The 26,307-nt window shown below is 48.2% G+C and carries 19 protein-coding genes; 14 read left to right on the top strand and 5 right to left on the bottom strand.

The features are described from left to right. The first annotated feature begins 1 nt into the window (after nucleotide 1). The 11 genes from L855_RS08525 to L855_RS08475 all read left to right on the top strand — a co-directional run bounded on the left by L855_RS08525 (nucleotide 2) and on the right by L855_RS08475 (nucleotide 12,645). On the top strand, nucleotides 2-166 hold the full coding sequence (locus L855_RS08525; RefSeq protein ID WP_159786773.1) for a hypothetical protein: 165 nt from the start codon (nucleotides 2-4) through the stop codon (nucleotides 164-166). After that, nucleotides 153-269, top strand: coding sequence for a photosystem II reaction center protein I (locus L855_RS08520; protein ID WP_159786770.1), 117 nt, complete (start codon nucleotides 153-155; stop codon nucleotides 267-269). Before L855_RS08525 ends, L855_RS08520 begins: the two co-directional genes overlap by 14 nt. A gap of 229 nt (nucleotides 270-498) precedes the next feature. Then, the gene (locus tag L855_RS08515; protein ID WP_219729888.1) at nucleotides 499-2,703 is read left to right on the top strand and encodes a DUF3769 domain-containing protein; all 2,205 of its coding nucleotides are present in this window, start codon (nucleotides 499-501) and stop codon (nucleotides 2,701-2,703) included. A 61-nt stretch (nucleotides 2,704-2,764) separates the two neighbouring features. Next, nucleotides 2,765-3,232 carry a hypothetical protein gene (locus tag L855_RS08510; protein ID WP_159786764.1) on the top strand — a complete coding sequence of 156 codons (468 nt, stop codon included), beginning with the start codon at nucleotides 2,765-2,767 and terminating at the stop codon, nucleotides 3,230-3,232. A gap of 49 nt (nucleotides 3,233-3,281) precedes the next feature. Beyond that, nucleotides 3,282-3,896 (top strand): Uma2 family endonuclease, encoded by a 615-nt coding sequence (locus tag L855_RS08505; protein ID WP_159786761.1) that lies wholly within the window; start codon nucleotides 3,282-3,284, stop codon nucleotides 3,894-3,896. Nucleotides 3,897-3,983: 87 nt separating this feature from the next. Further along, the gene (locus L855_RS08500; protein WP_159786758.1) at nucleotides 3,984-4,910 is read left to right on the top strand and encodes a DUF4007 family protein; all 927 of its coding nucleotides are present in this window, start codon (nucleotides 3,984-3,986) and stop codon (nucleotides 4,908-4,910) included. After that, nucleotides 4,907-8,383: a hypothetical protein gene (locus tag L855_RS08495; RefSeq protein WP_159786755.1), complete on the top strand. Its 3,477-nt coding sequence runs from the start codon at nucleotides 4,907-4,909 to the stop codon at nucleotides 8,381-8,383. Before L855_RS08500 ends, L855_RS08495 begins: the two co-directional genes overlap by 4 nt. A 100-nt stretch (nucleotides 8,384-8,483) precedes the next feature. Continuing rightward, a complete protein-coding gene (locus L855_RS08490; RefSeq protein WP_246198769.1) occupies nucleotides 8,484-9,284 on the top strand; it encodes a phosphoadenosine phosphosulfate reductase family protein in 801 nt (266 codons plus the stop codon). Between the two features lie 23 nt (nucleotides 9,285-9,307). Next, the gene (locus L855_RS08485; protein ID WP_159786752.1) at nucleotides 9,308-10,477 is read left to right on the top strand and encodes a DGQHR domain-containing protein; all 1,170 of its coding nucleotides are present in this window, start codon (nucleotides 9,308-9,310) and stop codon (nucleotides 10,475-10,477) included. A 188-nt stretch (nucleotides 10,478-10,665) separates the two neighbouring features. Then, the gene (locus L855_RS08480) at nucleotides 10,666-11,859 is read left to right on the top strand and encodes a hypothetical protein (RefSeq protein ID WP_159786748.1); all 1,194 of its coding nucleotides are present in this window, start codon (nucleotides 10,666-10,668) and stop codon (nucleotides 11,857-11,859) included. A gap of 522 nt (nucleotides 11,860-12,381) precedes the next feature. Beyond that, entirely contained in the window at nucleotides 12,382-12,645 is a 264-nt protein-coding gene (locus L855_RS08475) for an AbrB/MazE/SpoVT family DNA-binding domain-containing protein (protein WP_159786745.1), read from the top strand. A 142-nt stretch (nucleotides 12,646-12,787) separates the two neighbouring features. Here L855_RS08475 and L855_RS08470 read toward each other — a convergent pair whose 3' ends face one another. Continuing rightward, entirely contained in the window at nucleotides 12,788-13,138 is a 351-nt protein-coding gene (locus L855_RS08470) for a HepT-like ribonuclease domain-containing protein (protein ID WP_159786742.1), read from the bottom strand. Then, entirely contained in the window at nucleotides 13,128-13,418 is a 291-nt protein-coding gene (locus L855_RS08465) for a nucleotidyltransferase family protein (protein WP_159786739.1), read from the bottom strand. Before L855_RS08465 ends, L855_RS08470 begins: the two co-directional genes overlap by 11 nt. A gap of 59 nt (nucleotides 13,419-13,477) precedes the next feature. Between L855_RS08465 and L855_RS08460 the strand changes: the two genes are divergently transcribed. Next, nucleotides 13,478-14,623: a cysteine desulfurase family protein gene (locus L855_RS08460; protein ID WP_159786736.1), complete on the top strand. Its 1,146-nt coding sequence runs from the start codon at nucleotides 13,478-13,480 to the stop codon at nucleotides 14,621-14,623. Nucleotides 14,624-14,654: 31 nt separating this feature from the next. Then, nucleotides 14,655-16,454, top strand: coding sequence for a M61 family metallopeptidase (locus L855_RS08455; RefSeq protein WP_246198767.1), 1,800 nt, complete (start codon nucleotides 14,655-14,657; stop codon nucleotides 16,452-16,454). Nucleotides 16,455-16,507: 53 nt separating this feature from the next. Here the strand turns inward: L855_RS08455 and L855_RS08450 are convergent, their stop codons facing one another. Together L855_RS08450 and L855_RS08445 are read right to left on the bottom strand one after the other, a co-directional pair. Further along, nucleotides 16,508-20,164: a helicase-related protein gene (locus L855_RS08450; RefSeq protein WP_159786733.1), complete on the bottom strand. Its 3,657-nt coding sequence runs from the start codon at nucleotides 20,162-20,164 to the stop codon at nucleotides 16,508-16,510. A gap of 4 nt (nucleotides 20,165-20,168) precedes the next feature. Further along, nucleotides 20,169-23,174 (bottom strand): hypothetical protein, encoded by a 3,006-nt coding sequence (locus L855_RS08445; protein WP_159786730.1) that lies wholly within the window; start codon nucleotides 23,172-23,174, stop codon nucleotides 20,169-20,171. Nucleotides 23,175-23,458: 284 nt separating this feature from the next. Between L855_RS08445 and L855_RS08440 the strand changes: the two genes are divergently transcribed. Next, nucleotides 23,459-24,883, top strand: a complete 1,425-nt coding sequence (locus tag L855_RS08440; protein ID WP_159786727.1) for an NADP-dependent isocitrate dehydrogenase — start codon at nucleotides 23,459-23,461, stop codon at nucleotides 24,881-24,883. Nucleotides 24,884-24,930: 47 nt separating this feature from the next. Here L855_RS08440 and L855_RS08435 read toward each other — a convergent pair whose 3' ends face one another. Further along, nucleotides 24,931-26,292 (bottom strand): hypothetical protein, encoded by a 1,362-nt coding sequence (locus L855_RS08435; protein ID WP_159786724.1) that lies wholly within the window; start codon nucleotides 26,290-26,292, stop codon nucleotides 24,931-24,933. Nucleotides 26,293-26,307 lie beyond the last annotated feature (15 nt).

Genomic DNA, 26,307 nt, shown 5'->3' with positions numbered 1-26,307 from the left:
AATGACTATGGATTGTCAAGGTTGGCGAGTAAGTTTGGCGATCGCCGGCAGGAACGGGCAAATTAACGGTAAGATGGAATACGGTTTTAGTGCGGTTTGGCGATCGCGGCCGGCCGTCAAAAATATTTTTGTAAACCCCTCGGAGTTCAATCATGGTAGCCCTTAAAATCGTTGTTTACGCCGTTATTGCCTTTTTCGTGCTGTTGTTTATCTTTGGATTCCTATCCAGTGACCCGGCGCGCAACCCCGGTCGGCGGGACGCAGAATAAAGATTCATTCAAAACTTGCATGAATCAAACTCAACTCGATTGAAGAGATTAAGCAGAGGTGGGGTGCGGGTTACTCGCACCCCCCTTGCTGTCTGGGGGCGTGAGCCAGTACCCTAATCAACGCATCCCCAATCTATTCGCGGGCCCACGGGACTTCCCTCTACTCTGTTATGACCTTTTTGCGTTTCGTCAGATGATCTATCCGGCGCATCCCCCCACCCCCCCACCGATGGTTGATGTTGTCAGTCAGAAACAACTGACATCAGCGGCGTCTCCTGAGTTTTTGGCGACGGTGTCCCCTATGGAGGACGAGACGCTGACGTTGGCTGGGGAACCCAAGGCGATCGCCCCCCCAGAGGTGAGTCCAGAGGTAGGTCTAGAATGGAATCCGGCGTTAAGTCCCAAGTCCCTGAGACGAGAACCGGTTACCCCAAAGGTAGATATGGAGGTTAGCCCGCCGGAGGTGGTGCAAGAGAACCCCCTGGCCCAAGCGACTCCTGAAGAGACTCCTGAAGCCATTCCTGAGGTCAATGGGCAAACGTTACAAGGCCCCTTGGAACTGGACACGCCGATTGAAGTGACGGCGGATTATCAGGAATTTGATGTAGAACGACAGATTTTTACCGCTGTTGGCAATGTGGTGATGCGCTATCGTGATTCGGTGCTGGATGCCGATCGCCTAGAGGTGAATCTGCTGACGCGGATGGCCCGGGCCCAGGGCGATGTGGCCCTGGCTTTGCCAGGACAACTGCTGCGGGGGGAGGAGTTCCGCTATAACTTTGTGCAACAGACGGGGGAAATTCGCCAGGCGCGGGGGGAAGTCACCAGTGAAACCCGTTTGGGGAGTGCCACGGGGGAGGAGGTGGGCCTGATTGAGATGCCTGATAGTACCCTATTGCCGGTATCTGTGAATGCCCGGGGGCTGACAGATGCGCCTCAGAGTAATCGCATCCGTGATCAGCAGCCGTTTCGGGTTCGTTCGGGGGGCAGTATTGAGGTGGGAATCGGGACGGGGCCGGGTTTTCAGGATGCCCAGGGTGCGGGGACTATTAGCAATTTTCGCTTTGAAGCGGCGGAGGTGACGTTTACCTCTGAAGGGTGGGAGGGCCGAGATGTCAGTATTACCAATGACCCCTTTTCTCCCCCAGAGTTGGAGATTCGCGCCGATCGCGCCACGTTGCAGAGTATTGATCCCTTGCGGGAAGAGTTGCGCCTGGAACGGCCGCGATTGGTGTTTGATGATAATTTTTCCATTGGGATTCCCCGACGACGGTTTATTTTTGACCGCCGGGAACGCCAGGACCCGTTTTTCGAGATTGGCTATGATGGGCAAGATCGCGGCGGGGTGTTTATTCAGCGACGGTTTAATCTGGTGGAGACGCCGGGATTTTCCTTGACGGTGGCACCTCAGTATTTTGCGGAACAGGCGATTAATGATGGCAATTTTGTCAAGTTAGATAACTTTGGCGCATTGGTGCAGGCGCGGGGGCGCTTTTCGCCGACAACGATACTGCGGGCCGATGCGGATATCCTCAATCTGAATTTGGCTGAGTTTGATGCAGATGAAGATTTGCGAGCCAGTGCGCGGCTGTCGCAGTTGGTGGGGGATCATACCCTGACGGGAGAATATGGGTTCCGCGATCGCCTCTTTAATGGCTCGTTGGGCTTTCAGACGGTGTATAGCAGTATTGGGGCGGTGATTGCCTCGCCTCAGTATGTGTTGGGTTCGACGGGGATTTCCCTAAATTATCAGTTTGGGGTGAACCGGATTGAGTCGGATACCGATGATTTGAGTCTGTTGGATCCCGTCCGTGAGAATAACCGAGTGTCGTTGACGCGCTATCAGGGGAGTGCGGTGTTGCGGCGAGGCTTTACCCTCTGGCAGGGGGAAGCGTTACCCCCTACGGCGGAGGAGGGGTTACGGTATACCCCTGTGCCGGTGGTTCCCTTTGTGCGGGCCTATGTGGCGGCTCGGGGGATTGCGGGGTTTTATAGTAGTGGGGACTCGGAAACCTCGTTACAGGGGAGCGTGGGGATGCAGGCGCAGTTTGGCAATTTCTCCCGTAATTTCTTGGACTATACCTCCCTTAATGTGGAGTATTCGGAAACTCTGGGGTCGGGTCAGTCGCCGTTCCTGTTTGACCGTATTGCGGACCCGAGGGTGTTACGCTTGGGCCTGGTGCAACAGCTTTATGGGCCGTTTCGGGCTGGGGTGCAAACGTCGATTAACTTAGATTCGGGGGAGAATTTTAGTACGAACTTCACCCTGGAATATAGCCGACGGACTTATGGGATTACGCTTTTTGTCAATCCGCAACAGGAGATTGGGGGGTTGAGTTTACGGATTAGTGATTTTGATTGGAATGGGACGACGCGATCGTTTAGTAATCCTGAACGCTGTGCGGTGCGGGGAGGGTTGCGTTGTACTCGCTAGGGATGAGGGGGGTGAGACGGTTTTTTGAGTCCATTATTTGAGATTTTTGAGATAACTATCGGTGCGGGATTCAACGGAAAAGGCAGCGGTACAAGAGGCGATCGCCCTCCTGACCTATTATGGGTTTGATTTGGCTGGGGAGGCAGCGGAGTTGTTTGTCGAACGCGCCCTCAAACAGGTTCGGGCGGATTGGTTGCGTCTGGCAATTTTAGAGGCCTTATATCAGGGACGGTATAAGGGGATTTCCGTGCAGCAGTTGCTGGAGTTATGGCAACGGCGGGGGATGCCAGTACAACATTTTAATGGTGAGTTTGAGCGGTTGATGTGTGGGAGTTTGCCGGGGGTGGTGCAGCCGGAGGAGGAGATTCCCGAGGCGCAGGTGATTGAGATGGAGGAGGAGGCGGGGGGACGAGATATGAGGCTGCATGATCCGATTAATCCGTTTACTCCCTCTGAGGTGCGATCGCCGTTTCAGGAGAAGTTACGGCATTTGGCGCAGCCGGAGTCGGATGAGGATACCTTAAACTAGGGGTTGGTGAGGGTGAGAGCCTAGGTTGTGATAGTGAGAGGTTGAGACTATGGTTGTAGCAACATCCCCCCCAGTGGTTGAAGTGGATACGTCGGAGGTGCGTCGAGGCTACAGTCTGGACGACTATCGACGTTTTGAGGCGGAGTCGCTGGAGCGTCATGAGTATCGCGATGGGGAGGTGGTGACGATGACGGGTGGTTCGGCAACTCATAATAAAATTGTCTTAGCTATTGTCTCTTGGCTTCTGAATCAATTGGATAGCAAGTATGAAGTCTTTGCGAGTGATTTACGGCTATGGCTTCCTCAATACAATCGCGCCACCTATCCTGATGTGATGGTGGTGGAGGGGGAACCGGTGTTTCAGGAACAGCGAAGTGATGAGATTCTCAATCCGACGCTGATTGTGGAGGTGTTGTCTCCGTCAACGGCGGCCTATGATCGGGGGGATAAGTTCCGACGCTATCGTTCGATTCCCAGTTTTGCCGAGTATCTGCTGGTGAGTCAGCAGGAGCCGTATGTTGAGCAGTTCTCTCGTCGGGATGAGGGGGTGTGGGAGTTTCGGGCGTTGGAGGGGTTGGAGGGGGCGATCGGGTTTCCTCGCTTTGATGTGGAACTCCCGGTTGGGGAGATTTATCGGCGGGTGCGCTTTGCTGAGACGGCGTGATCTGGGGGCTATTGGGTAAGGGGGCAAGTTGTGCCAAACTCAAACTAGAGGCATAATGAGAAACCCTGCCCTGATTTCCGAGATGCTATGGTTGCCACGTCAACGGCCCTATTCCCCGATTTGCGAAAAGTTGCCTTTGCACGCCATGAGACGTTTCACCCGCGTTTTGGCTGGCTGAAAAAGGGGTTTGATGCAGCGCAACAAGAGGCTCAACAGGGTGAAGCGGTTGGAATCTTCACTGCTGATGATGCTGTGGTGCGTTTGGGGGTGGGGAAGAATATGGTGCGCTCTATCCGCTATTGGTGTAATGCGTTTCAGGTGTTGGAAGATGATCAGCCGACGGAGTTGGGTGAAAAATTGCTCGGCGATGAAGGGTGGGATACCTTTTTAGAAAATCCGGCTTCCTTGTGGTTGTTGCATTGGCAGTTGCTGCAAAATCCAGAAGAGGCTACGGCTTGGGCGATCGCCTTTTTTGGCTTTCATACAGTTGAGTTTTCTCCAGAAGATTTGCTCACTAGCTTAGAACAGTATAGTGATGGCAGTCCAGGAAAGAAAACAGCAGTATCTTCTCTGAAGAAGGACATGAATTGTATTCTCAGGATGTATTCAGAGCCGGAACTTCAGCGCGGAGCCATTGAAGATTCTATCAATAGTCCCTTTTCTGGGTTGGGCTTGATTTCAAGGTCACGCAAGCAGTATAAGTTTTGTATTGGGGAAAAGGAAAACTTACCGCCAGAGATTATTGTTTATGCCTGTTTAAAGTTTGCTGAAACTAGCAGTGCGAAGACCATTTCTGTGTCACGATTAACCTATGACCCCCACAGTCCAGGGTTGACGTTTAAATTGCCGGAACGGGTGATTTGTGATGCGATCGCCGATGTGGAAAGCCGTGACCCTCGTGTGGCGGTGCGGGAGTCGGAGGGATTACTACAATTCTCCTTCACGGAAGATCCAAACTCCCTCGCAGACGATATCCTAGAACAGTATTATACGGAGCCTGTCGCTGCCCTATGAGTCAGCCCCTGTCCCAAATGTTTCGCCTCAACCGCCGCTATTCTCGTTCGATTGATGTAGAGCGCGATTTTGTCAATGCGGATGCGCTCAAGGGCTATATTCTCACCGATCGCGCGGTAGATACCCTAGAGCGCCTGCTGACGAGTTTAAACGATCCTCAGGGCGATCGCGCCTGGACGCTCACCAGTGTCTATGGAACGGGAAAATCGTCATTTGCTCAGTTTTTCACGGCGCTATGCAATGCTGAGACGGCGGAAACGGGACAATTGGCACGGCAGATCCTGGCGGTTGCCGATGTGGGGTTAGAGGACCAACTGGAGGCGATTCCCGCTCAGGGATTTGTCTGTGCGGTGGCGAAGGCGCAACGGGAACCGATTAGTCACACAATTATTCGGGGTTTGTTACGGGGAGCCAAGGAATTTTGGCGCAGTAAACCGGGTAAAAAACCGAGTATTTTAGATGAGTTACAATCCCGAGTTGACAACTTGGCGGCTGAGCCGAATTTGCCGGGAAATTTAGTTATTGATTGGATAAAAAAAGTATCTTTTGCGGCTAAGGCTCCGGTTTTATTGGTTATTGATGAACTGGGAAAAACCCTGGAATATGCAGTTTATGCGGAGGGAGCTGAAGATTTATATCTCTTACAGCAGATTGCTGAGTTGCCCAAAGATGACGAGTATTCTGTTGCCATCCTCGGACTGTTACATCAGGCATTTGATGAGTATGGTCGGAAACTCTCTCGCAACCAACGAAATGAATGGACGAAAATCCAAGGCCGTTTTCAAGATATTCCCTTTGAAAGTTCACCGGGTCAAATGATTCGCCTGATGGGACAGGTGTTTGAACTCGATGATGAGAAGGGAATGAAAATTGCGGCGGCGGTCAAGAGTTTTGGTGAGGATTGGGTTGATAGTCTAAAAGACCTATCGCGAACGGCGGAGTTAACGGCGGAGTCGATTGAGGCGATTTATCCCCTGCATCCCGTGGCGGCTTATAGTTTGCCTAGCTTATGTTCTAAGTATGCTCAAAATGACCGCTCCCTGTTTACCTTTTTAACCAGTTCAGAACCTCTCTCATTGCGGCGCTATTTGGAGGAAACAGACGTTAATGGGACTCTCCCTGCAACCCTAAAGTTGGATCGGGTGTATGACTATTTTGTGGAAACCGTGGGGATGGGATTGTCCTATCGTCCCAATGCTCAAAAATGGGTGGAAATTCAGGGACTGATTCAGGATGCGAAACACCTGGAGGCGGAGAAGCTGCGGGTGTTGAAAGTGATTGGAATGCTGAATTTGCTCTCCGTGACGGGAGTGGCTCGCGCCAGTTGGGAGTTGGTGGTGTCGTCGTTGTGTGATACTCCCGATGAGAGGGTGGAACGGAACGGCTGGAGTCAGGTCATTGAAACCCTGCTCAAACAAAATTTGCTGACCTATCATCGCACTCGCGATGAGTTGCGGATTTGGGAGGGGTCGGAGTTTAATGTGGATGCGGAAGTGGATGCGAGGATGCAAGACAACCGCAAGAGTCTTAGGGAGATGTTGTCGCAGTGGTATCCTCTGACGCCGATGGTGGTGCAACGTCATAGTTACACCACGGGGACGTTACGCTATTTTGAACGGTTATATGTGGATGAGGAGACCTCTCTGGAGTCGTTGCGTTGCACCCAGGGAGGCGATGGGGTAATTGGCTACTGGGTGGGAGAACGGCCTCCTGAGTCGGTGAGAAAACGGACGGCGGATGGGAAACCGTTGTTGGTGTTGGCGGGGAAACGGTTGCTGACGTTGCGATCGCAGGCGTTGGAATATGCGGCGCTGCAAGAGATTCGCGATACGGCGGGACAGCTTCAGAGTGATGGGGTGGCGCGGCGTGAGGTGAATTATCGTCTGTTGCAAGGACAGGAAATGCTCGATCGCAGTTTTCAACAAACCTTTGACTGGCGCGGTGTTCAGGGTTGGTTAGAGGGGGAGACGGTGCAATGGCGGGATGCGAAGGCGTTTAGTGCGGGGTTATCTCAGTTGTGCGATCGCATCTATGAGCGAGGACTGGTGTTGCGTAATGAGATGCTCAATCGTCGGGAGTTGACGACACAGGGAGCGAAGGCGCGACGGGTTCTGATTGAACGGATGTTGGATTATGGAGATCAACCACGATTAGGGTTGGAGGGATATGGCCCTGAGGTGGCTATGTATGAGTCGGTGTTGCAAGAGTCGGGGATGCACCAACAGGAGGGGGACAGTTGGGGATTTTTCCCACCGGATGAGGATTCAGGATTATGGACGGTTTGGGAGGCGATTGAGGAGTTTTGTGAGTCGGCGACGCAGGAGATGCGATCGCTGGCGGAGTTATATGACATCTTGGAAGCGCCACCGTATGGGATTAAGCCGGGAACGATTCCGGTGCTGTTGGCGGCGTTCCTCCTCTATCGGTTGGATGATGTGGGGATTTATCGGGATGGAAGCTTTATTCCGCTGTTGGGAAGTGAGCATTTTGAGCTACTGGTGAAGGCTCCGGACCGGTTTGCGCTGAAGTATTTTCAGATTGCAGGGTTGCGGATGGAGGTGTTCCGGGAGTTGGAACAGATGTTGCGGAATCCTCAGGCTAAGGTTCCTCAGAAGGTTCGCAACACGACATTATTGATGGTGGCGAAACCGCTGTTTCAGTTTGCGCAGAAGTTACCTCGTTATACCAAGCAGACGCAGCGGGTGAGTGAGGTGGCGCAACGGGTGTTACGAGAGTTGAGTCAGGCGAAGGAGCCGGATGAGTTGTTGTTTGTGGCGCTTCCTCAGGCTTGTGGTTTTGAGCCGATTGATGTGGAGGCGGACGATACACCGGGAACGGCGAAGGCGTTACGAGAGCGTCTGGTGGCGGCGGTTCGAGAGATTCATGGTGCGTATGATGCGTTGTTGACGGATTGTCAGCAGTTGTTATATCAGGCGTTTGGGGTGCGTCGGCCGGAAACGACGTTGCGGGAGGATTTGCGATCGCGTGCGCATCAGGTGTTGTCTCACTGTACGGAACCGGCGTTGCGGCGGTTTGTCAAGGTGGCGGTGGATGAGACGAAGGAGGAACGGGCCTGGTTGGAGGCGCTGGTGATGGTGATTGCAGATAAGCCAGCGGAGTCTTGGCGAGATGAGACGATGCAGGCGTTTGAGGTGCAGTTGGGAGATTTGGCGCGCCGGTTCCGTAATCTGGAGGCGGTACGTCAGGATCTGGCGCGGGAGGCGGAGACGATGGCGGCGCCTTCGGAGAATCTACGTCCGCAACGGGTGACGTTGACGCAGTTGGATGGGGAGGAACAGCATCGTCTGGTGTGGCGAGATATGAAGCTGGAGCGGATGGAGCAGGTTGAGGCGAAGGTGGAACGGCTTTTGCAGGAGTTGCAGGGGTTGGAGCCGTCGGTTCGGGAGGCGATCGCGCTCCGGTTGATGGAGCGGGTGTTAGAGTCTCCGCAGCAACCGGTATCTCAGGCTTAGGTGCGATGATGTTAGTCTGTGAGGGGAGTCACTGGTAGCAGGTGATTCCTATCATTGCTGGGGGATGTGAAATCCCGTTAGATAACCTTACGACAAAACAATGTCAATTATGTCTGGTCAGAAAACGCGACATATTTTAGGACTTTCTGGAGGTAAGGACAGCACAGCGTTGGCGGTGCTGTTGCATCAGGAGATTCCTGATATGGAATACTTCTTTTGCGATACCCACAAGGAACTCCCGGAAACCTATGAGTATCTTGATCGCATTCAGGCCCGTTTAGGGATTGAGATTGAGCGCCTGAGTGCGAATCAGGGGTTTGACCATTGGCTAGATGTGTATGGGGGTTATCTTCCTTCTCCGAATAATCGCTGGTGTACCCGCCAGATGAAGATTAAGCCTCTTGAGGAGTTCATTGGTGACGATGATACCGTCAGTTATATCGGTATCCGCGCTGATGAGAACCGGGATGGCTACATCTCCAGTAAACCCAATATCAAACCTGTGTTTCCGTTTAAGGAGCGGGGTTTGGTGAAGGACGATATTATCCACTTGTTGGAGGAAAGTGGGATTGGCTTACCGGATTATTATCGTTGGCGCAGTCGTTCTGGCTGTTATTTTTGCTTCTTCCAACGCAAGTATGAGTGGGTAATGCTGGCTCAGGAGCATCCGGATTTGTTTGAGAAGGCGATCGAGTATGAGAAGAATCATAAGGATGGCCGAGATTATACTTGGACTCAGGGGGAAACTCTTGAGGAGTTATTAGCCCGAAAGGATGAGATTATTGAGAATCATCGAAAGGGGCGATCGCAGCCGAGTAAATCCTCTAATCAAACACTTGCGGAGACTTTGGCTGAAACACTAGACGATGATATTATTCCTTGCTTAATTTGTTCACTTTAATTTAAGTATCTGAGGATTTTAAAATGATTTTAGAATTGAAAAATGTCTTAAAAGTTGAAGATCAACTAGGTTTGGTCTATTATCTAGGAACTCTATCTCCTCTCAATATAAAAAATTTGACGTTTGTTCCTGTGGTTGCAAAGAACACAGGAAATCCCGAGTCATCTACGATGTTAGAGGAAAGGCCACAGGGAGGCTATCAAAGGGCTGGGGATGTAAAGCGAATGAAAAAAATAAAGGATTTTATCATGGAAAGAAGTGACTGTATCATCCCTCCAGTATTGTTGTCCGCTAGAGGTAAGTGGGAGTTTATTCCTAACGGCAAAAACCCTCAGTTTGGGCTACTCAAAGTTAATGATCTTGCTGCTATTATTGACGGGCAACACCGATTGGGGGGGCTGCTTCAGCTAGCTATCGATGATGAAATACCCAAAGAACTAAAAGAGCGGCCAATTCCTTTTATGGCGATTGATAATATTGATCCGACTACAGAAGAAAAAGAGTTTATAGACATCAATGATAATCAGAAAGGCGTCAAAAAGTCACTAACTCGCTTTCTATCTCGCGATCAAAACTTTTCTGGCCAAGCAGCTTATGCCTTAATGAATGATGAAGAATCAGTATTTTATGGTAGAATTGACAGCCAAAAAAAATACGATTGGACTTTATTTTTGTTCGGTGCAGCTCAGGAGTGTATCGAATTAATGTTTAATCATGACTTTAGGGTTACTAAAGGATTTGATCCTGAGCAAAATTCAGACCTTAGTCAAAAAGCAATCCAGTATATTTTAGATTACTGGAAAACCGTTAAAAATTGCATGCCCGAACTTTGGTCAGACATTGAAAAAATGCCAGATTTGAACCAAAAGCGTTCAAAGGACTATCCAGGCACTCGATCATTTCAGTACAGACTTTTAGAGGAGACGGGAATACGTGCTTTTTCTAAGTTGGCTTCTGAACTATTTAGTATGACGTGGGTAAATGCAGCAGGAAGTCCAGCGTTCGAAAAAATTGATATCTATCTCAAAGCAATGTCACGAAGGGAGAAAGTAGTACGAGTTTTAACTAAGCCTAAGACTGATCCAACAGTCTTAGAAATTGATCCTGGCTTAAAAAGCACAGGAAAAGCAGGAGTTGATGCTATATTCAGGCATCTAAAGGCGGAGTTGCAGCAGGTAATTCAAGAGAACTAAAACGATTTAATTTTGATATGGACATCAAAAAGTACGTAATATTGATATTAAATGGATGTCTTACGGGTAATTACTCAGTATCGGAGATCAGCATTCCCATCTATCCGAATGAGGACTCAGGTTGGTGCTTCGTAAAGTTTGAGTGTACCGATAATATCAATAAGGCAGTAGTAAAAGAAGATTTGTATTTGGCAATAACTCAGGACATAAAAGTAGAAGACGGTAATATTTTTGGGCTACTAGGCTTCCCAGGCTTTTATGATTTCCATCAAGTTCCACCACACTTAAAAGAAGGTTATATAAGTGATAAATGGAATTTACCACATGACTTTTTAGATAAAATAGATATTGAAAATCTGCTAAATTCAGCAAAAGAGGACTATTTTGTTTTTAAGTATAAGAGAGGAGCAAGTATCCTAGATCTCGATTCTCTTGAACGAGAAATATATAGTAATACGTGGCTAAAGGCTGAGTCTCTTCCTTTATTTCTAAAAAATATTCAATTCAAACTTCTTGTTGGCGCTCAATCTAAAACTATTCTCACACAAGAAAATAATCCTCTTGGTTTTTTTGAGAATGAAGATTTGCAATTTGTGGCTTTTGTCCATAAAAGCTATTCAAAAAAATCCAATAATATTAACGTAAATATATATAAAAATGATGGTTACACAGAGACAAAAAAAATAGATGTCAAGGTTTTTTTTAAATCCATAAGTTTTGATATGTACTTGTTATATGGAGTTCGTATCAAATCCCCGATCCAAATAAACATATTTAGCCAATCAAGTGATTTTAATTTGAGTTTTTGCTTGAGAAAAGTCTATAGCTATGTAGCCAAGAGCGAAAACATAAAATCATTTCTCAATCAATACATTGAATCTGAAAAGTACAATTTAGTCAAGAAAATTGAAGATAGAAAATTATCTATAAAAAACAGAAAAAGAATATTTTTTGTTGACCAAAAAAGTGGCAAAAAATATGACTTGGGCTTTGAGCCAACTAATGAAAAAGAACTGATAATATTAGCGTCTAAGTTGGAAAAAGAAATATCTAGTGCTTTAGATTTTTTTCAAATAGTTGAGCATACATCTCAGATTGGAATTGATGGATTGATAAAGATAAAAAAGTCTCCACATACTCTTTCAGAAGAATACGTGACCGTTGAATTTGAGTACTCACTATCTAACTTTTTCAAGCACGAACATCCAATTCATCAAACAAAGTACATTATATGTTGGAACATCGGAGTAATAAAAAACCTTAAAGATTTGGGAATTTTCTTTACAATGAATAAAGAAGATTGGAGGTTTTCCCTAAATTTTTCTGATCATATTATTGATGTTTTGCCTTTATCTAAATTGCCAGGACTGGTTTTAGGCTAATTGACGAACAAAAGTTTGAGTGGGCGCCGTAGGAGGGTAAGAGAGAACCGAGAACTCAAGATGGTAGGCACGTGCCTGATACTGTCGTTGAGAAGCCATAGCCTGCTCACCGTCACAATTATAAGTAAAGCGAACACGACGAATAAGCCTCCCTCCGTAAACCTAGGGGGCATGACGAATCCAATTCTAGCCAATACAGAGATAGCTATTACCCCGCTGCCAAAGACCGAGGCTCTGATTCAGGATATTATAGAGTGGGGAGTTCTTTTTCACAGGCTATCAATGGTTTGAGTAGTTTCGGTCATTGAGAGTGCTGGCTCCCCTCCCGGTTTGTCAAGCCTCTCCATCCTCTCTCTCTACACTTCACCTCTTTCTCTCTTCGTTTTTGTTAGTCAATCAGCTACGTCAGTTTATTCATAACTTGCTTTATTCCTTGGATGAGAATTTTCGAGGATTTGGCGAATTTATTGAAGCTGAGGTAAAATAGGGGAGAAAAGCTCTAGAAGTATTAGGAGTCACACCATGACACAGGAGTACCGGACATCAATGGCTCAAGACGGTTCAGAACAGGTGTTAAGAATACCACCTGAGTTTGCTATGAGTGAACGAGATGTTGTATTACGTAAACAGGATTCTCTCTTGGTGATTCAACCTGTTTCTGATATACCTTCTGAGACCTCTTTACTATCTTTACTCAAGAGTTTTTCTAAAATTGAGGATGAGTTTCCTGATGTAGATAAAAATCTTCAACCTTTAGATGATCTCAACACTCCGGACAGTTTTTGAAAGCCAATGAGAAACCAAGGGTTTCAGCCCTCTTCCACAGTGATCTAGCCAGCGAGAAACCAAGGGTTTCAGCGCTTGCCCGGAAAACTGTCCGGACTATTGAGATGATATAAGACTTTAGATTATTAACAAATTACAACTATTATACGGACGGATAAGACTCTAAAATATCTGTTAGAGATTTTTTTAGAATCGGCAAGTCTGAATGTAGCGTCTCCCAAATGACCTCACTATCAACTTGGAAATATTCATGAATAACACGATTACGGAGTCCTCGAATTTGAAACCAAGGAATGCTTGAATCGAGTGCTTCTAAATCATTAATTCCACTTGAAATTGCCTCGCCAATTACAGCAATGCTATACAAAGTAGCACGCAAAACCTGGGGATTATCCGAAAACTGTTGGTAGGTTAAACCCTGAGTCATGCTTTCTATAACCTCAATTTCAGCGACGACATCTTGAAGTCGTCTTAAAAAACTCCTAGATGGCACGAATCGCCTCCTTCAATACCGAATCACGAACATAAGGCCGCAGTGAATTAGGTGTTCCCACATCAACCGAACAGCCAAAAAGCTCCTCTAAAAACGACTCCAGGCGCAGCAAGGTAAATAACCCTACGGGATGATGAAACTCAACCAAAATATCGACATCACTCTCCGCTGTCGCCTCGTCTCGCGCCACAGAACCGAAGAGAAACAAGGCTTTCACACCAAACTCCTCCAGGCGATCGCGATGACACTGAACTAACGCCAGAACCTGTTGTTTATCCATAACCTGACCTGGCTTTCGAGGATGATTAATCCCTACCTAGTCTAGCCTACCCTCTGCCGATGCTTCCCATCTACCTCGACTACCACGCTACCACCCCCGTCGATCCGCGCGTCATCGACGTGATGACCGACACCCTCACCCACCACTTCGGGAACGCCAGTAGCATTGACCACCCCTACGGCGATCGCGCCGCCGCACAAGTCAAAACCGCCAAACAGCATCTGGCCACCCTCATTGGCGCATCTCCTCGGGATATCCTCTTCACCTCCGGCGCAACGGAAAGCATCAACCTCGCCATTCAGGGATGTTTGCGGGACACCCCCCTCAAGATTCTCCTCAACCCCCTCGAACATAAAGCCGTCCTCGATACCTGCGAGGCGATCGCCCGACGAGGACAGGCCCAACTCCACTATCTCACCCCCACCGCCACCGGACAACTCGACCTAGAGGAGATTGACCGCTACTGTTGCCAGGGAATCGACCTGCTGTGCGTCATGGCCGCCAACAACGAAATTGGCACCCTCTATCCCGTGGAGGCGATCGCCAAAATCGCCCAAACCCACCAGGTCCCCTATCTCTGCGACGGCTCCCAAGCGGTTGGAAAACTCCCCTTCCAATTTCGCGACTGGGGACTCACCTTTCTGGCTCTCTCGGGTCATAAATTCTACGCACCCCAAGGCTGTGGCGCGTTAGTCGTGCGTCCCCAAACCCCCCTTACTCCCCTCCTCTACGGCGGCGGCCAGCAACGGGGACAACGACCGGGAACCCTGAATCTACCGGGGATTGTCGCCTTAGGAGAAGCGGCCCGCCTACGGACCCTGGAAATGGAGACAGACGAATCGCGCATTGCTCGTCAACGCGATCGCCTCCAGTCCATCCTGCAAGCCAACATCCCCCAACTTCAAATTAACGGCGACCTCGACCATCGCCTCGCCGGAAACCTGCATCTCTCCATTCCTGGGATTCCCAACAGTGCCATTATCGCCCGAGTGCGCGATCGCCTAGCCATCTCCACCGGGTCCGCCTGCACCTCCGGCGTGGAAACCCCCTCCCATGTCCTGCGAGCCATTGGCCTATCGGAATCAGCCATTGAAGGCTCTCTCCGCATCGGCTTAGGGAAATTCACCCGTGATGCCGACCTGGACGAAGCCGCGACTATTCTGAGCCAGAACCTCCTAGCTATCCAGAAAATTATGTCAAGATAAGCAAAACAGCTCTGACGCAATAGACCTGACTGTGATACAAGCGACTGAAACCCGTTCCCAAACTCCCCAATCCCAAACCGAGGTGACCTTCCACTACCATGTGGCCATGTCCCAGCCTCAATCCCACCTCCTGGATATCACCCTGGAGGTTCGCAACTGGACCGCTAGCCATCTGGACTTAACCTTCCCCGTCTGGACTCCCGGTTCCTATTTAGTCCGGGAATATGCGAAACAAATTCAAGAGTTGACCGCAAAAAACGATAGCGGAACCCCTCTAACCTGGCAAAAACAATCGAAGAATCAATGGCGGATTCAAACTGAAAATCAGCATAATCTCTCTATCTCCTATCGCCTTTTTGCTAACGAACTCACTGTTCGCACCAATCACTTCGATGATACCCATGCCTATTTTAATGGTGCGGCGACCTTTTTTTATAGTCCCGGACTTGAACATCACCCCATTGAAGTCACGATTCATCCTCACCATCCTGATTGGCAAATTGCCACAACTCTGCCAGCGGTAGACAACAAACCTAACTGCTTTTACGCCGCCGACTTCGATACGTTAGTGGATAATCCCTTTGAAGTCGGGATTCAAGAGCGTCGCAGTTTTGAGGTCTTAGGAAAACCCCATGAGTTGGTCGTTTGGGGACAAGGAAATCTCAATCTTGATCGCCTGGTTCAAGATACCAAACGTATCATTGAACTCGAAGCCAATCTCTTTGACGGCTTACCCTATGATCGCTATCTCTTTCTCCTCCACCTGTCCGCTGGTGGCTTTGGTGGTTTAGAACATAAAACCTGTTGTTCCCTCAACTATCCTCGCCTAGCCTTCCAAAATCGCGATCGCTACCGTCGTTTCATGCAATTGGTGGCCCATGAATTTTTCCATCTCTGGAATGTCAAACGAATTCGACCCAAGGCGTTAGAACACTTTGACTATGAGGCGGAAAACTACACCCCCTCCCTCTGGTTCTGTGAAGGGGCCACCAGCTATTATGATATGCTGATTCCCCTTTGGTCAAAAATTTATGGCGGGAAAGCATTTTTGAAGATTTTTAGTAAAGATGTCACCCGCTTTTACAACACCCCTGGACGTTTGGTGCAACCGCTGAGTGAGTCCAGTTGGGATGCTTGGATTAAACTCTATCGCCGTGACGCCAACAGTGATAATTCGCAAATTTCCTATTATCTCAAAGGGGAAATGGTGGCGTTGATGTTGGATTTAACCATTCGCCGTAATAGCCAAAACGCGCGATCGCTCACCGATGTCTTGCGTCAACTTTGGGATGAGTTTGGCAAACCCGAAATTGGCTATACTCCCCAACAACTACAAGCCGCCTTTGAAACCGCAGCGGGTCAGGATTTGAGCGAGTTTTTCCAACGCTACATCCACGGAACCGAGGAGTTACCTTTAAGTGAGTATCTCGAACCCTTTGGCTTACGGATTAAAACCGATGAAGCCAAACAACCGCCATTTCTGGGAGTACGGGTGAGTGACGATCGCGGAATCACCCTTGTCGATTTCGTTGAAGCCGGTTCCCCAGCGGCTGAAGTGGGATTGGAACCAGGAGACGAACTGCTGGCGATTAATCGCTTGCGAGTCAACGCTGATGGCTTCGGCGATCGCCTGCAAGATTTTGACGCGGGGGATGAGATTGAACTGAGTTTCTTCCATCAGGATGAACTGAAAATGATAGGTCTAACTCTCACCGAACCCCGTCCCGCCAATTATACGGTGACGACAGTCGATAACCCCACTCCTGAACAGGCTCAAAATTTACAGGCTTGGTTAGGGGTGGAGATGACGAGTCTCAAATTGAATCCCTAATTTGACTAGGGGCGAAAAATTTTTCGTCCCTACAGCAACGGTTATGATTTTAGTTAATCATTCCCCAAAATCAAATTCAACAGATTCAGTTCATTAGAGGTAATCAGATAGCGATCCGTAAATAACCTCGATCGCATCTGTTCGAGACTATAACTACGGAAAATCAGAAACGGAAACTCTCGATAGCGATCGCCAATCGGTAACAGATTATCAGTCGGATACAATTGGCGTAAATACTCCCTCAGCAGCGAGCGAAACTCCTGTGTTTCGGGTTCAACGACTCCCGACTGGAAATACTCAGCCATGATATCTCCCAAGAGAAACGCAAACAAGGGAATTATATAATACTGATCCGACCAACTCTGACCCTGTTGAAGTCGCTGAGTATAGTCATGAGGGGATTGTAACTCACGGATTAACTGGATTCCCCATTCCATTAACTGCTGAAGATTGGGAGAATACTCTGAACTTTCACGAATCGCAATCATCTGCTTGAGTAACTCTGACGAGACGGAGGTTTGAATCGTCCTGAGTCCCATAGTATAGGTTTCATTTAACTGCTGTTCACTCATGGGAACCAGTAGTAAACTCCCGCAAATATGACCTAATTCTAATTTGGGAAAGCTCAATAATCCAGCGAGAGGATTGCAACAGTTGGCGAACTCTTGATTGAGGTGCGATCGCATCCTTAAATAAGACATCCCCTCCTGCTCTTTCCGGTCTTCTTCCGTCAGAATAAACTCACCCTGACTTAGCAGCGATCGCAACCGTTTCGCCAACTCTTTAACTGTTATATTACGGCGATCGCGGCGATGTTCTTTCTCCAACTTATCAATCAACGCCGCCAATTGACCGCTCAAGCTTTGACCCGACATCGAAACCGACTTTCCGCCAATGGGAATCATCATAAACTGCTCTCGTCCAATTTGACCCGAGCCAGTAATTCGAGTCATAATCGCCGTTTTGAGAATCACCAACAGCGTCAACAGACTCAAGAGACTTTCTTGAATCGCTAAATCTCGATGCTCTTCACCATAATACACCGCGCGATCGCCCAAATAAAAGGTCACCGCTTTCTCGCTCTCATCCAAACTCCGCCACTCACCATTCTCCCAAAACTGACCGCGACCCCGATACATCACCTGGATAATTTCCATTAAATTTTGTTCCACCTGAAAGCGGGGAACATCCAACAAAATATGTTGAGCTTTAGGAAACGACAATCCCCGACTGGCCGAGGAGGTCATAAACACCACCGAAACCCGATCCTGAAACTCCCGGATTTTCCCTCGCTCCTCATCACTTAAATCCGCATGAACCTCTAAATAGTCTTTGTTCTTCTCAAACGTCTCCTCAGCCTTAATGGAGTCAATCAAATCTTGCAATCGTTGCTTATCTTGGATATAAACTAAAATCTGCGTTTCAGGATAATCCTGACGCAGTTGATTGAGATCCGTTAATATCTGCTCCTGAACCTTTTTCGAGAGTTTTCCCATTTTCTCAGAGGTTAACTCCGGCTTAAAGCGAACAGACTCCACGAAGACTTTATAGGTTAACTTAAGCCGATTGGCGGGATAGGAATTGGCGTTAATCACCTGTCCTTGCAGGTGTTTCAACGGACCTTTTTTAAACGCCAGGGATTCCACGTGAATCTCCCCTGGCGATCGCAACTCCCGCAGATGACGCACAAAAATCTTATCCGGTTCAGGTTCCTTATCACTTAAATGCTGCTGAATCACCCCCCTCTCCACAATCGACGCATCGGCGACAATCAGCTTGAGATTAAACCCCGATTGAGGATTGTTGAGTTGATACTTATGGATAATCTCCGTCATGGCGTGCAAGAAATCCACCCCACTTTGATCACCCGTGACCTCATCAATCATAATAAATAGATGTTTCAGGCGACGGGACATCCCTTGCATTCGGGAAAAATCAACTTGTCCGCGATCTCGATAATAAAAATCCTGAAATATCCTCTCAAAATGTCTCAGAGTATGCGTTTTAGTTTTGGTAATCCGCAAGGCTTGAATGCAGGCTGTGGCGATAATTGCATTGGAAAGAGGTTCTTGAATTGCAGTATCAATTCCTTGACAAAGGGTTGACAAAACCCCTGGCTTGTGATTTTTTGATGGACGCAGATGGCGGTCAGTTTCTCGACGCAAGAATCGCTGGGACGATTTTTGAGGAGGAGGACTTTCAGCAAAGGGAATAAAGCGGACTCCTCGACAAGACATCTCACCCGAATGCTGTCCCGAGAGGCTGTTCACCACTTTCTCGCCAGGGTAGCGATCCAATAACGCCGAATTGGTGGTTAACGCCAACAGACGCGGATCACATAACTGCTGAGTTTGGGAATCTTTGAACTTCTCAATAATATCTAAGTTGACTTGTTTGCGAGGACTGACATAGAAAAAGAGGAACCCATCCTCAATATGAGACTTCAAAAACTCAACAATCGCCGTGGTTTTCCCAATTCCCGGATTTCCCGCGAGAAATAGCAACGGTTTATCTGAAGTTAAGCCAGCTTGAACCGCCTCCGCATGTCGCGATCGCAACGCCAGAGTTGACGCAAAATTATCAATCACCTCCTGGTGAGGGGGAATCACGTTAATCTGATCCCCTTGAATCTCGGATAATCTCTTGACAAACTCCCGTCCCCCCTGAAAACTACGAGACGCATTGCGGCGAATCACCTGTAACAGATCCCGTCTCGCATCAGTGATCTCAACATCCCGAGGTTCATTGTGATAGATATCCTGACAGGTGGCTAGAAAATTGAGATGTTGCGGATGTTGCGGATTGAGGGACATAATACTGAGGGAGCGATCGCTATATCCCACCACATTGATCAAGAAATCCTGTTTCCCGACTTTCTCCCACAACCCCAGTTGCGGATCTTGCAAAAACTCATAGAAGCTATAGCCATAACTTCCCGCTTGAATCAATTTACTAACTTCCTTATCCTCTCGCTTAAAGGCCGTGAAATATCGCCGCAGATCTTTCGAGAACTCCCAATCGAGATCCTCGGGTTCCCCATTATCCAAACGCAAACTCGCAAACACACTCTTGGATTTTAGGTAACTGATCTCCCGTCGCAACAAACGGCGATGATGATTCAGGGTGGTATCTTGCAAATTCAGCAAATCCGCCGCCTCGCGAACGGAAAACACCGACAAATCTACTACCAACAGCCTCAACGTTCGTCGACGTCGCAGCAAAATTAGGGTATCGGCTCTCAGAAATCCCCCTTTATCTCGATATCGCCGCAGATGCTCATATGAGCAGTCGGTAAAACTAAGTCCCAGTTGAGACAGCCAAGCCTCAATTTCCCGAGGTTCATCCTGGTTTAAGGTTCCTACGCTGTTATCTCCTGTAAAACAACATTGATAGTAGAGAATTTCTCGATCAGCCGTCGCCTTTCCCAAAGAGTTCAAGTATTCTCGAAAAAAGTTAAACCCAGACAGCCAGCCTTTTTGCAGGAGAAACAGTCCCCAAGTTTTCAGTCTTTCAATTTCACGAGGATCAATCAGATTGGAACTTTTACAGATGCGATCTAACATCTCGGAAAAGTTTAAGTTTTGCAAATCTTGTTGATACTGATTCCCAAAATTATGGCTGAGATTTTCTTGTGCGATCGCCGTTAAAATCCCAACATTAAACCCCACCTCAAACACTCGTCCTAAATCTTCCGCAACCGTTGCAACCATAAGTTTAGGTCTCCTGACGCTCGTTAGACTGTGGATATAAAATAGAGTTAACCGCCGTCAAAAATGCCAAACTATTAAAATAGGTGTTTCCATCCATGTGATAAAACAAAGCATTTTTCCGCAACGCCTCATCTCCCATAATCTGTTGATACGGATTCAGCTTTAATTGTGGTTTATCCTGGCGGCGTTCGACGCGGAAAAAGTGAAATAAGGTTAAATAACGCAAAATATCCGTTTTCACTGGCCCATCATAAATCAATCCCTGGCGAATATCTTGGTCATCGAGAATTTCTGGATAGACATTGATAAGAGTTGAATAAGACATCACCCCATTATAAAACCGTCCCTCGTCTCCCACAGTTATTCCGTTAAAGAGATTAAAGAAAACGACCACATGCTGACTCGGATCACTGAGGATATTCAGCAACTGTTGAGTATTATTGAGACGGTAAGAGTCGGCGTTTAAGCGGCTAGACTTCAGAACCGAATACTGATTCACAAAAACTGGGTATAACTGTAAATCCTCTAGTCCTTCAACCAAAAACTTGATGAAATTGGGAGACATGAAATAGAGATTTCTGTCCTCCTCAACTTGAGTTAAATTGAGTCGATTCGTATAGGGTGCTTGAGCCAAATAGATAATATGGCGATATCCCGCTTGATGGAGTTGATGAATCAGATCGCTGAGAATTGAGGGATTGTTGTACACCTGGCGATCGCCATAATTCTCAGAAAAGGTTTTGAAGGGTTGAATTGTGATTTTTTCGTGATCATTATCGATGGCGATCGCCTCCCCAAACAGCGTCGCCATTCCCGGATATTGATGACGATTCCGTCGTACCCCGTCACTCTCCAAACTCGACACCACCAACAACGCCAACTTATCCACTCCCTGAGATCCATCCTGAGGCTGGGGGAGATTAAATTCATAGGTTTGAGGTAACACCGAATACAACGACGCAAACGCATTTCGTATCTTATGAGAATTTATCCTGTTAATCCGAATCCCCTGAGAATTTGACCAATATCGCTCACCCAGTAAATGAACCACCACCTTCGACAGATTCGCCATAAACTTCTCCGAAGGTGACGGATTGTTTCCATCTCCCTCATGGAACCGTAATAGAGGAATAAACAATCGCCGATCTTCTAAATCCAACGCATCTAAAATCACCCGCAAGCTGATATACATCAACAATGACATGGTGAAACGATAGAAAAATCCTTGACTCAAATCGCTATTATTCGAGTCTAAATAACGATTGTTGTACGCTACAACGACGAGCGGCGTATTCCCTAAATTTCTTTGAGACGTTTGGCGACTTGTGGAAGATTGAGGAGTCAGCAAAACCGGAAGTTGATGAATTGGTCCCGTCTCCGCCTCAGAACAATCAAACGTCTCCGTTCCTGGCGTCGGATAATAGCGAATATCCTCAAACTCAAAGCAAACCGGAAGTTGACAAAACGTTTCATCCGAGGTAAAGTCCTCTTGAATTGTAATGTAGCGCAGACATTCCTTAGGGTTACGACCCACCACATCATCAAAGACATCTCCGTTACCTAAGGAATTAGGCGATTTTCTTAAAATTCCTCGCAACACACCAATTTTCTTCTGAAAGAAATGAGGTTGAAAAATACTCTTACGTCTTAATGTACCTTCCAGTAACTGTTTTAGTTTTTGTATTTTTTCGCGGATATTATAGTCATTCAGTCCACGACAAAATCCTCGCAAAATACTATCTTTTCTTGCTTCATCACTGCCTTTGAAAACTGAAATAACATGCTCTTCAAAACCAGACATTACATCGTAAGTTAGTTCTGATTGAATCTCATAGCTTTCATCCATTGGATTAAAATTAGATGCAAAAACAAAATAGTAAAGAAACAAAATCCGCAGCATCTTACGCGCCACAATTTCTGGATTACTCTCCTCAACCTGTTGGTCCCAATTTGCTGGATTTAAGACATTACAATAGTAGTTAAACACAGACTCTCCACCTCGTGCTTGGACTTCATTTCCAAACTTTAGCTTGAGTCCAAAGGTGAAAATCCGCTCGCCATTGCTCTCAGTCGTGGTTTCGCCGATAATATCTGAGAGAATCGGGATAATCGGCAACGCATCTAACGACTCTGAGCGTGAAAACCAATCTTTATAATTTAACTCAACTCCGCGATAATTGACCGTGTAATGACCATAAGGCTCCTTGCTAATATAAGTTTCAATATCCCGTAAACGGCGAATTAAATCATCTAAATACACCACATCAGGATGAGTATCCCGATTTATTTGCTGACTGAGATACTCTAAATAGCAAATTTTTGCCTCTTTTTTTAGCTTTCCTAACGACTCACGATCCATGACTCGCTGCAAACGATAGAAATCCGAATTTGGCGAGTCTATCAATCGTTCCTGAACAGCCTCTTGGGCATCTTCCAACTCCTCCTCATCCGTTAAAATCCCCTCAAGATAACGATTTAAGCCAGCTTTCATTCGTTCTGAAAATTGGTTAACCTCACCCACTGTAATCGTCACCTTGTGGAACTTAAGCAAAGAATCCCCACCCCGTCCTTCCGTTCGAGTTTCTAAATCCGCAATGGGGACAGCAGTGGAATTAGAGGCTTCACGCGCAAAACTGATGCGACTCCATGATTCTTCCTCAAGAGTGGTCAGTAAGTCGTTGATATCAAACCCAGTTGTGGTGAGTTGATGCTGTAACTGGCTGGCGACTTCCTGACGCAACTGTTGAATCACGCCATTGAACCGTGGCGCAAAATCAACCGTTAAACTTAACGTCGCCGAACGAGCCGAATAATCCCCAAAAATAGGGTCTTGAATCTGTTGTTGTGCCACCGCTTGGGCGATCGCATCCACATTCACCATCAGGCGATCGCGCGAATTAGTCTTGACCTCAAATAACGGGTTCTGTCGCAGTTCCCGCAGTATCTTCTCTAGCAAATCTCCATAATCCACCGAAAACGGTAAACCCTCTCCCAACTCAAATGTATTCATCTCTCTTGCACCCACAATCACAAAGTCTTCCTAGTAGCCTAGCAGACCAAAGTTCCCAAAATCAATTGACTTAAAACTCACCACACCCAATCCCAAGACAATCTCCTGAATCGATAACATTATCCCAATCTCAGGAGATCTCCAAGTCCTCCTGAGAAGCCAGCTATGGTAAGCTAAGACGATTTCAACCCATAGCCCCTGACTCATAACCAGTCCCATCAGGGTCAGCTAAATATCCAACTCTAAGGGATCTGTATCAACCAGGAGATAACAAGGAGATAGAGATGTACGAAAAAATTGCCCCCCCCACCACTGGCGAAAAAGTCACCTTCAAAGATGGCGAACCCGTCGTTCCCGATAACCCGATTATCCCCTTCATCCGGGGAGACGGGACGGGTGTCGATATCTGGCCCGCCACCCAGAAAGTCATTGACGCTGCGGTCAGCAAAGCCTACAGCGATAAACGTCAGATTAGCTGGTTCAAAATCTACGCCGGAGACGAAGCCTGCGAACAATATGGGCAATTTCAGTATCTCCCCGAAGATACCCTGCAAGCCATCCGCGAGTATGGAATCGCCATCAAAGGCCCTCTCACCACCCCCATCGGCGGTGGGATTCGCTCCCTCAACGTGGCCTTGCGACAAATTAACGACCTTTACGCCTGCGTTCGTCCCTGTAAATATTATCTGGGAACTCCCTCCCCCCACAAAAGTCCCGAAAAACTCGATGTCATCGTCTATCGGGAAAATACCGAAGACATCTATCTGGGGATTGAATGGGCCCAAGGAAGCGACATCGCCAACCAACTCATCAAACATCTCAACGAGGATTTAATTCCCGCCACCCCAGAACATGGGAAAAAACAGATTCCCCTCGATTCGGGAATTGGCATCAAACCCATTAGCAAACTCGGATCTCAGCGACTCGTGCGTCGGGCCATCAAACACGCCTTGCGTCTCCCCAAAGAGAAACAGATGGTGACCCTAGTTCACAAGGGAAACATCATGAAATACACCGAAGGCGCATTTCGCGTCTGGGGGTATGAACTTGCCACCACCGAGTTTCGCGACGAATGCGTCACTGAACGGGAATCTTGGATTTTGAGCAACAAAGAAGCCAACCCCGACATTAGCCTAGAAGACAACGCTCGCAAACTCGAACCCGGTTACGACTCCCTCACCCCCGAGAAAAAATCTGAAGCCTGTGAGGAAGTTAAAGCCGTTCTCGAAGCCATTTGGGAGACTCATGGAAACGGAAAGTGGAAAGAGAAGATCATGGTGAACGATCGCATCGCCGATAGTATCTTCCAACAAATCCAAACCCGTCCCGCCGAATACTCCATTTTGGCGACCATGAACCTCAACGGCGACTATCTCTCCGACGCCGCCGCTGCCATTGTCGGAGGCTTAGGAATGGCTCCAGGAGCCAACATTGGCGACACCTGCGCCATCTTTGAAGCCACCCATGGAACCGCTCCCAAACACGCCGGACTCGATCGCATCAACCCCGGTTCTGTCATCCTCTCCAGCGTCATGATGTTGGAGTATATGGGATGGGACGAAGCGGCCGAACTGATCCAAAAAGGACTCGGGGCCGCCATTTCCAACGGTGAAGTCACCTATGACCTGGCCCGTCTATTGGAACCCGCCGTTGAACCCCTGAAATGTTCTCAGTTTGCCGATGCCATCATCGCCCATTTTGACGACTAGAGAGCCTTAAATCGATTGGGGGCCATCTGGCTCCCAATCACCCTCAACTAAGGATTAGCAAACGTATTAATCCGCCCCCCACCAATCGAGCGTCCAGGGGGAGTCCGAGGAACTGAGAACGCCTCCACTGGCTGGCTGCGCAAGCTTTCTTGACTCTCCGGTGTCCCATTCATCGAGCCATTTGGATACCCCGTTGTCCCATCAGGAACAGGGCCGCGAAATACCGCACCATTGGGATTTAAGACATCACCGGGAGTTCCTTGATAAGGATTAACAGAGCCATTGGAACGACCGACCCCCATCTGGCCTCCTGGCTGAACCCCATAGGGATTACCGGGGCCGGCGTTCTGTTGTGCCGCTGGGTCCATGTGAGTTGGCCGACGATAGCCAGTCGTGGGACTCCCCGAAAGACCGGGATTGATATTTTGATTCGGCGCACCGTAGGGATTCCCCATCTCAGTTTGAGGGATTGTCCCTTGCATCTGATTTGGATTGTAGGGATAGCCTGTAAACGTAGATACCCCTGTTTCTGACTGAGAAGTGGGTTGAGACGTTTGTCCCCCAGCTTGAGGGACAGGCATAGCAAACGCGGGTAAGGTCTCCGCCGACGTTGCGCGGCCGTCAGCGCGGGTCTCTCCATTCTCAGACCCATTGCGGCCATTGGCTTGGGCCTCGCGCTCTTGTGAGTCACGATCTTGAGACTGTTGTGACGTTCTTGAATCTGACTGGGGTTGCATGAGTCCCAACGAACTGGTGCGAGGATTCGCTAACTGTTGGAACCCCTGTTCCATCGGCGTAAGCTGGGGCAATGACTCGGGAGAACCATCCCCATTTCCCGACGCTAAAAACTGATTTAAGGTACTGTTCTGCATCCCTTGGGGACGATTTCCAGACGAGGATGACCCTGAGCCGTTATCCAAGCCTAACCCCTGCAGAAACAGATTGGATTCTGGTGAAGCTGTGTTGTCAGAGGCGCTTCTGTCCCCCTCCTCGTTTGCCTCTGGAGAGGATACCGACTCTTGAGGATTCGCCAAAATTTCCAGAATACGGTTGATGTTGTCTTCGCGGTCTGGGTTGGACTGAGATTGGGGCACCGGGGTCGGGGTCCCCTGTTGGGAGATAATCTGTTGCAAGACGTCGGAACTGTCAATGTCCGCAGCGACGCGAGCATCTTCTCCTGAGACTTCCCCCCGCCATCTCGAAGGGTTGTCATCATCATCATCATTATTAAACGCATCCAGGGAAAAGTCCGCCGCCAGTTGACGAACCCCACGCCGGTCAACATATTCCCAAGCCACGCCCAGGATGAAGACTACCCCCAAAACAGATAGCCAGATGGACGGGCTAGCGAGGGTTCTGAGCCGGGCACGAACTCGGTGGAGAGAGTTGGGGAGATGTTGCAAAGGCATAAGGTATCAACCCCG

It is taken from the genome of Sodalinema gerasimenkoae IPPAS B-353, from assembly GCF_009846485.1.
Lineage (GTDB): Bacteria > Cyanobacteriota > Cyanobacteriia > Cyanobacteriales > Geitlerinemataceae > Sodalinema > Sodalinema gerasimenkoae.
This window is presented reverse-complemented; position numbering and strand designations above follow the sequence as displayed.

Bases quoted from the DNA above. Each gene is read 5' to 3' on its own strand.
- L855_RS08520 (WP_159786770.1), top strand. From the start codon at position 153: ATGGTAGCCCTTAAAATCGTTGTTTACGCCGTTATTGCCTTTTTCGTG.
- L855_RS08505 (WP_159786761.1), top strand. From the start codon at position 3,282: ATGGTTGTAGCAACATCCCCCCCAGTGGTTGAAGTGGATACGTCGGAG.
- L855_RS08435 (WP_159786724.1), bottom strand. From the start codon at position 26,292: ATGCCTTTGCAACATCTCCCCAACTCTCTCCACCGAGTTCGTGCCCGG.
- L855_RS08460 (WP_159786736.1), top strand. From the start codon at position 13,478: ATGCTTCCCATCTACCTCGACTACCACGCTACCACCCCCGTCGATCCG.
- L855_RS08495 (WP_159786755.1), top strand. From the start codon at position 4,907: ATGAGTCAGCCCCTGTCCCAAATGTTTCGCCTCAACCGCCGCTATTCT.
- L855_RS08445 (WP_159786730.1), bottom strand. From the start codon at position 23,174: ATGAATACATTTGAGTTGGGAGAGGGTTTACCGTTTTCGGTGGATTAT.
- L855_RS08500 (WP_159786758.1), top strand. From the start codon at position 3,984: ATGGTTGCCACGTCAACGGCCCTATTCCCCGATTTGCGAAAAGTTGCC.
- L855_RS08475 (WP_159786745.1), top strand. From the start codon at position 12,382: ATGACACAGGAGTACCGGACATCAATGGCTCAAGACGGTTCAGAACAG.
- L855_RS08450 (WP_159786733.1), bottom strand. From the start codon at position 20,164: ATGGTTGCAACGGTTGCGGAAGATTTAGGACGAGTGTTTGAGGTGGGG.
- L855_RS08515 (WP_219729888.1), top strand. From the start codon at position 499: ATGGTTGATGTTGTCAGTCAGAAACAACTGACATCAGCGGCGTCTCCT.
- L855_RS08440 (WP_159786727.1), top strand. From the start codon at position 23,459: ATGTACGAAAAAATTGCCCCCCCCACCACTGGCGAAAAAGTCACCTTC.
- L855_RS08490 (WP_246198769.1), top strand. From the start codon at position 8,484: ATGTCAATTATGTCTGGTCAGAAAACGCGACATATTTTAGGACTTTCT.
- L855_RS08485 (WP_159786752.1), top strand. From the start codon at position 9,308: ATGATTTTAGAATTGAAAAATGTCTTAAAAGTTGAAGATCAACTAGGT.
- L855_RS08465 (WP_159786739.1), bottom strand. From the start codon at position 13,418: ATGGATAAACAACAGGTTCTGGCGTTAGTTCAGTGTCATCGCGATCGC.
- L855_RS08525 (WP_159786773.1), top strand. From the start codon at position 2: ATGACTATGGATTGTCAAGGTTGGCGAGTAAGTTTGGCGATCGCCGGC.